Raw genomic sequence first — 6,464 nt, forward strand, 5'->3', positions numbered from 1 at the left:
AACGCTCGACCCCTGGACGACAGGGTTATACGCAGTCGGCGTCGAACTGTTGCTCCCATGCCTGAGAACCGGAACAGTGTTTCCAGAGCGGGCGTCGGAAATCACCGCGCCTGCCCCGCACCGATATACAGCTCACGAAAGTCTCGAAGTGTCGACAGCAACAGCATTGATCCGCCGTCGCGCGGTCGACTTCATGCGCGTTCCACACGGAATCTGTTGCCACTGAAGCAGCGCGGCCTTGGTTCCCGGCCGAATCCCGCGCGGTCGTCCACCGCCGCATCGCTCCGCTGTGGTGTCGCCGGATGCCGGGCATCGAACTGCACGGCGTCTTCTCTTCGAAAGAACAACAATGCCTCTATCTCCATCCTCCCGGCGCGTCGCCCGCGCTCTCTCTGCCGCTGTAGCGGTGCTCACCGGCTTGTCCGTGCTCACCGGATGCGGCGAGTCCGCCCCCGCCAAGACGGCCGACGGCAAGACCGTGCTGCGCTACCAAGGCGCCACCGGGCAGGTCAACGCCGTCGAATTGGCCGACGACCTCGGCTATTTCACGAAGATCAGCCTGCACTGGGAAGGCGACACCACCAGCGGGCCGGCCAATATCCAGGCCGCGGCGACGAATCAGGTCGAGTTCGGCAGCGCGTTCAACGGCGCGGTGGTGAAGCTGATCGCGGGCGGGGCGAAGGTCACCTCGGTGCTCAGTTCCTATGGCGCGGACGAGCAGTCGTTCACCGGTTACTACGTGCGTGACGACTCCGGCATCACCTCGGCACGCGATCTGATCGGCAAGAAGGTCGCGGTCAACACCCTCGGCGCGCACCACGAATTCATCACCCGGGAGTGGCTGCATCAGCAAGGCTTGACCGACGACGAGATCAAGCAGGTGCAGTTGGTCGTCGTGCCGCCGGCCAATACCGAGGACGCGCTGCGCAAAGGACAGGTCGACGTCGGCGCGCTGGGTAGCGTCTTCCGCGACACCGCCCTCCAGCGCGGCGGTATCCACCCGCTGTACACCGACAAGGCCATTTTCGGCACGTTCGACTACGGCACCTACGTCTTCCGCGACGACTACATCGCCAAGAATCCCGAAGCGGTCGAAGACTTCGTGCAGGGCACCGCGCGCGCGATCCGCTGGCTGCAGGTGACACCGCGTGATCAGGTGCGCGAGCGGTTCGTGCAGATCATCGGCAAGCGCGGCCGCAACGAGAACACCGGCCTGGTGCCGTATTGGCTCAGCTCCGGGATCCCGGTGCCCGGCGGGGTGGTCGCCGAGAAGGAACTACAGATCTGGATCGATTGGCTGGTGCGCAACGGCGAACTGCCCAACGGCAAGTTGAAGGCCACGGATCTGTTCACCAACAAGTTCAACCCTTACGCCAATGGCACATTCAAGCCGGAGGCCGGACCGACCGGAGAGGTGGTGGCCGCGAAATGACCACGGCGACGAAACTATCGCTCAACGGAGTGCGCAAGCAGTTCGCGGTGCGCGGCTCCGAAGAGCGGTTCACCGCGGTCGAGGACATCTCGCTGGAACTGCGGGAGGGTGAATTCCTGGTCCTGGTCGGGCCGAGCGGCTCGGGCAAGTCGACACTGCTGGACTTACTCGGCGGACTGAGCAAGCCGACCTCGGGTGAGATCCTCTTGGACGGCAAGCCGATCACCGGGCCCGGCCTCGACCGCGGCATCGTATTCCAGCAGTACGCGCTGCTGCCGTGGCGCACAGCCCGCTCCAATATCGAATTCGGTTTGGAGGCCAAGGGTTTGCGCCGCAAGGTGCGGCGCGAACTCGCCGACCACTATTTGGAACTGGTCGGGCTCTCCGGATTCGGCGACCGCTACCCGCACGAACTGTCCGGCGGCATGAAACAGCGCGTCGCGATCGCGCGCAGCCTCGCGTTCGATCCCGAGGTGCTGCTGATGGACGAACCGTTCGCCGCGCTCGACGCCCAGACCAGGGAGTCTTTGCAGGACGAACTGTTGCGCATCTGGCGGGCCACCGGCAAGACCGTCCTGTTCATCACGCACGGCATCGACGAGGCGGTGTATCTCGGTCAGCGGGTGGCCGTGCTGACCTCCCGGCCCGGCCGGATCAAAGCCATCGTCGACGTCGAGATCGATCGGGACACCGACGACGACATCCGCTCCTCCGAGCGCTTCCGGGACTACCGCCACGAAATCTGGACGCTGCTGCACAGCGAGGTCCAGCGGGCGGCGAGCCTGGAACTCGAGTCGTTGTCCGACCAACCGGCCGAGATCGAATCCACCCCCGAGAGGACAGCCGATGTCTAGTGCCATTCAGCTGAGCGAGCGGCCGGTACGGGAGCGTTCGGCCGCGCCCACCCGACCGGCCCCGGTGCGCCAGGCCCCCGCAGCGCCCACCTTCGTCACGCGCGCCGTGCGCGTGGTGAGCCGCTTGGCCTGGCGGGTGTTCAAACCGACGATCGTGATCGCGCTGTTCCTGCTGCTGTGGCAGCTCGCCCCCACCTTTGGGCTGGTGGACGAGGTATTCCTGCCGCCGTTCTCGACGGTCCTCCAGGCGTTCGCCGACCTGGTGGCCAGCGGGGAGATGTGGACCCACATCTCCGCGAGCCTGAATCGCTCGCTGGTCGGGTACACGCTCGCGTTGGCCGCGGGCATTCCGGTGGGCATCGCGATCGCCTGGTACAAACCGGTGGCGGACTTCCTCAATCCGATCCTGGAGCTGTTCCGCAACACCGCGGCGCTGGCGTTGCTCCCGGTCTTCTTGCTGATCCTGGGCATCGGCGAAACTTCGAAGGTCGCGATCGTCGTCTACGCGAGCTTCTTCCCGATCCTGCTCAACACCATCACCGGCGTGCGCACGGTCGACCCCTTGCTCGTCAAATCGGCCGCTTCCCTTGGATTCTCGCCGTTGCGCCTGTTCCAAAAGGTGATCCTGCCCGCGGCGCTGCCGTCCATCTTCACCGGTCTGCGGATGGCCGCCGCCAGTTCGATCCTCGTGCTGCTGGCCGCCGAGATGTTCGGGGCCAGGGCCGGGCTCGGCTATCTGATCACCGCGGCGCAGCAGAATTTCGCGATCCCGAATATGTACGCGGGAATTCTCGCCATCTCACTGCTCGGCTTGGGCTTCAACGGTTTGCTGGTCGCCTTGGAACGCCGCTTGTCGCGGTGGCGCGCCCCGGCGAACGGCTGAACCATGGCCGCCCTTCTCCTGTCCGGAAGGCAGTCGCCGTGCGGACGCTGACCAGACGGCGCGTCGTCGACTTCATGCGGGTGTGTGGCAGCGCTTGTCGCCTTGCCGCCTACGTCGCCTCTCCGGTTCGCGCCGGCCCGATCCTCTAGTTCGAAACGAGTTCTCCCGATGACCGCTGTACACGAAACCCCCGTCGCGACCACCGTACCCAGCGCGGTGCACGTCGCTCCCGTCGCCGGTTACATCGGCGCCGACATCTCCGGCGTCGATCTCCGCGAACCACTGACCGACCAGCAAGTCACGGCCATCACCGACGCGCTGCACACCTACAAGGTGCTGTTCTTCCGCGATCAGCACATCGATCACGCGCAGCAGATCGCCTTCTCCCGCCGGTTCGGCGCGGTCACTCCGTCGCACCCGTACGACGACGACGCGCCGACGGAGCACCCGGAGATCCTGGCGGTCGACAGCAGGCTGTACGAAAAGCGTTTCGGCGTGCGGAAGTTCAGCTACACCAACCACTGGCACACCGACGTCTCCGCGCTGATCAACCCGCCCGCGGCCTCGATCCTGCGTGCCGAGATCGCCCCGGTGCAAGGCGGCGACACCGGCTGGACGAACCTCGTCGCCGCTTACGAGAACCTGCCGGAGTCGCTCAAGCGATTCGTCGAAGGACTGCGCGCCGAGCACCGCTTCGGCGGCAGCAGGCCGGCCTGGGACTCCGACAGCGACTACGCGAAGAAGGTCGCGGCCGCGCCGCTGGTCACCGAGCATCCGGTCGTCCGGGTGCATCCGGTGACCGGTGAGCGAGCGCTGTTCGTGAATCCCGGCTTCACCACCAGGATCGTCGGGCTCAGGCCGAATCAGAGCGACGCGCTGCTGAAACTGCTGTTCGACGAGGTGACCAATCCGGCGTACACGGTCCGGTTCCGCTGGGCGAAGGGCAGCGTCGCGTTCTGGGATAACCGGGCCACCGCGCACCTCGCGCCGAGCGATCTCGACCACCTCGACGTCACCCGCGTGCTGTACCGAACCACGCTCGAGGGCGACATCCCGGTCGGCGTCGACGGTCAGCCGTCGAAGTCCATCGCGGGAGAGAAGTTCACCGGCGCGTAGGGAACGGAAAAGGCGAGATCGGCCGATCGCACCACATACGATCGGCCGACCTCGCGCTTTCGCAGCGTTACGAGAAAGACGGATCGGTCGTCTTCAGTACGGCGCGCTCCACATCGCCCCAGGTAGGGACATGGCGCACCCAATCGGGAATCGGCCCCGGCTGCGCGCCGAACAGGAACCGGTAGGGCACCAGGTCACGTAGCACGCGGTGCACGTCTATCCGGTCGTCGATCATGTGCGTGATGCCGAGTTCGGCGCAGTGCACCGCCTTGTCCGCCCGCGCACGGCAGAAGCGCACATTCTCGCGTGCGATCCCCGTCCGGTCGTAGAAGTCGTGGTGATCGAGCCACTGGCGGGTGCGCTGCTCGATCCGCGGTCCGCATTTGGAGATGACCCACGCGTGTCCATCGAAGCGCCGGACCAGCCGCGGCAAGACGTCGAAAGCGCCCGCGCTGGGCGGCGTGCGCAGCGCCTCCTCCAGCCCGCCGGAGAGGAACACCGTGTCCTCGTCGCCGGGCGCCGAGGCCGCCCCTTGGATGACTCGGCCGAAATCGACGCCGAGCCGAGGCTGCCTTTCTTCGTTCGGAGTTCTTCCTTCTTCGTTCATACAGTTCCAGCGTGCGACACTCGCCCCGCCCCCGCCAGCGAATTTCGTTCGGGCATTCCGCGGTGCACCGACGCGACAGCGATCGGCCCCGCGCCGTTCGCCGCGGCGATCGGGCTCGTGCCGATCCAGGTCGGTGGGATCGCGCTGCACCTCAGCCGGGGTGAAATCAAGGTCCTCGGGCTGAACATCGCGCTGCTCGCTCTTGCCGCGGTAACGACCTGGCTTGCTATGACCTGGTTGTACAGCGATCGAGTCACGGTGGCGATGGCTCCCGGCCGGAATTCGAAGCGTCGAGCGCCGAACGGTTGCCAGCGCGCGGTGGACTGGTAACAGTGAGGAAGGCCGCGGCGCTCGCCATGGCCGTTTCGGGTACACACGAAGGAGATATTCGTGCGCTTCGGCATCTTCATTCCGCAGGGTTGGCGGCTCGATCTCGTGGGCATCGATCCGGCGGATCAATGGGGGGTGATGCGAGACCTCGCCCAGCGCGCCGACGCCAACCCGGCGTGGGAATCGCTGTGGGTGTACGACCACTTCCACACCGTCCCGATCCCCACCGAGGAGGCGACGCACGAAGCATGGACGCTGATGTCGGCGTTCGCCGCCGCCACCTCGCGCATCCGCCTGGGCCAGATGTGTACCGCGATCAGCTACCGCAACCCGGCCTACCTGGCCAAAGTGGCCGCGACGGTCGACCTGATCTCCGGCGGCCGCGTCGAGATGGGTATCGGCGGTGGCTGGTACGAACACGAGTGGCGCGCCTACGGCTACGGCTTCCCGTCCGCGGGCGAACGGCTGGGCCGCCTGGACGAAGGCGTGCAGATCTTCCGGCAGGCCTGGACCACGGGTTCGGCCACCCTCGACGGCAGGTACTACCAGGTCGACGGCGCCATTGTCCGTCCGCTCCCGTTGCAGGAGAACGGCATCCCGCTGTGGATCGCGGGCGGCGGCGAGAAGAAGACACTTCGCATCGCCGCGAAATACGCCCAGTACACCAACTTCAGCGGCAATCCCGACGAGTTCACCCACAAATCAGAGGTGCTGCGCGCGCACTGCGCCGAGGTCGGCACCGACTTCGACGCGATCGTCCGCAGTTCGAACTTCAACGTCGTCATCGGCTCGACCCAGGCCGAAGTCGAAGATCGCCTCGCGGCACTGAAAGACCGCCTGACACCCGTCATCGGCGCCGACGCGGCGAAGTCCTACTTCGAACAGCTGTTCAACAGCGGCGCCGCCACCGGCACTCCCGAGCAGATCATCGAGAACCTGCGCCGAGTCGCCGACCTCGGCCTCGGCTACGCCATCTTCAACTTCCCCGAATCTGCCTACGACACCTCCGGCATCGAACTCTTCGAACGCGAAGTACTTCCCGCACTGACCTGAGCACCCCGGGCAGGTCTCACGAGCGGCCGAGCAACCACTGCACCCCTGGGTCGAACCCCGAACCCCGAACCCCCACCCCTGCCCCTGCCCCTGCCCGCAATAGCCGACCATCCCCACTCACCCACCCACAACGGAGCGAGTCTTACGAGCGACCGTTCGCGGCCGTCTCGCGGCCGAGCGACCGAAGCG

At 66.1% G+C, this 6,464-nt stretch carries 6 protein-coding genes; 5 read left to right on the top strand and 1 reads right to left on the bottom strand.

Annotated elements, in window-relative coordinates:
- Window positions 1-349: 349 nt before the first annotated feature.
- The 4 genes from ACFU5M_RS06995 (at window position 350) to ACFU5M_RS07010 (ending at window position 4,285) form a co-directional block, all read left to right on the top strand.
- Window positions 350-1,432, top strand: a complete 1,083-nt coding sequence (locus ACFU5M_RS06995) for an ABC transporter substrate-binding protein (protein WP_379045040.1) — start codon at window positions 350-352, stop codon at window positions 1,430-1,432.
- On the top strand, window positions 1,429-2,286 hold the full coding sequence (locus ACFU5M_RS07000) for an ABC transporter ATP-binding protein (protein ID WP_379045043.1): 858 nt from the start codon (window positions 1,429-1,431) through the stop codon (window positions 2,284-2,286). The genes ACFU5M_RS06995 and ACFU5M_RS07000 overlap by 4 nt, the downstream gene beginning before the upstream one ends.
- Window positions 2,279-3,169: an ABC transporter permease gene (locus ACFU5M_RS07005; RefSeq protein WP_379045046.1), complete on the top strand. Its 891-nt coding sequence runs from the start codon at window positions 2,279-2,281 to the stop codon at window positions 3,167-3,169. The genes ACFU5M_RS07000 and ACFU5M_RS07005 overlap by 8 nt, the downstream gene beginning before the upstream one ends.
- Window positions 3,170-3,337: 168 nt before the next feature.
- On the top strand, window positions 3,338-4,285 hold the full coding sequence (locus tag ACFU5M_RS07010; protein ID WP_379045049.1) for a TauD/TfdA dioxygenase family protein: 948 nt from the start codon (window positions 3,338-3,340) through the stop codon (window positions 4,283-4,285).
- A 67-nt stretch (window positions 4,286-4,352) separates the two neighbouring features.
- On the opposite strand, the gene ACFU5M_RS07015 is transcribed toward ACFU5M_RS07010, so the two are convergent.
- Complete coding sequence (locus ACFU5M_RS07015; RefSeq protein WP_379045052.1) at window positions 4,353-4,892, bottom strand: hypothetical protein; 540 nt, start codon at window positions 4,890-4,892, stop codon at window positions 4,353-4,355.
- 390 nt (window positions 4,893-5,282) lie between these two features.
- On the opposite strand from ACFU5M_RS07015, the gene ACFU5M_RS07020 reads away from it, so the two are divergent.
- Window positions 5,283-6,275: an LLM class F420-dependent oxidoreductase gene (locus tag ACFU5M_RS07020; protein WP_379045055.1), complete on the top strand. Its 993-nt coding sequence runs from the start codon at window positions 5,283-5,285 to the stop codon at window positions 6,273-6,275.
- Window positions 6,276-6,464: the final 189 nt, after the last annotated feature.

The organism is Nocardia sp. NPDC057455 (assembly GCF_042802775.1).
Lineage (GTDB): Bacteria > Actinomycetota > Actinomycetes > Mycobacteriales > Mycobacteriaceae > Nocardia.

Coding starts and splice junctions, on each gene's coding strand:
- ACFU5M_RS07010 (WP_379045049.1), top strand. CDS start 3,338: ATGACCGCTGTACACGAAACCCCCGTCGCGACCACCGTACCCAGCGCG.
- ACFU5M_RS06995 (WP_379045040.1), top strand. CDS start 350: ATGCCTCTATCTCCATCCTCCCGGCGCGTCGCCCGCGCTCTCTCTGCC.
- ACFU5M_RS07000 (WP_379045043.1), top strand. CDS start 1,429: ATGACCACGGCGACGAAACTATCGCTCAACGGAGTGCGCAAGCAGTTC.
- ACFU5M_RS07015 (WP_379045052.1), bottom strand. CDS start 4,892: ATGAACGAAGAAGGAAGAACTCCGAACGAAGAAAGGCAGCCTCGGCTC.
- ACFU5M_RS07005 (WP_379045046.1), top strand. CDS start 2,279: ATGTCTAGTGCCATTCAGCTGAGCGAGCGGCCGGTACGGGAGCGTTCG.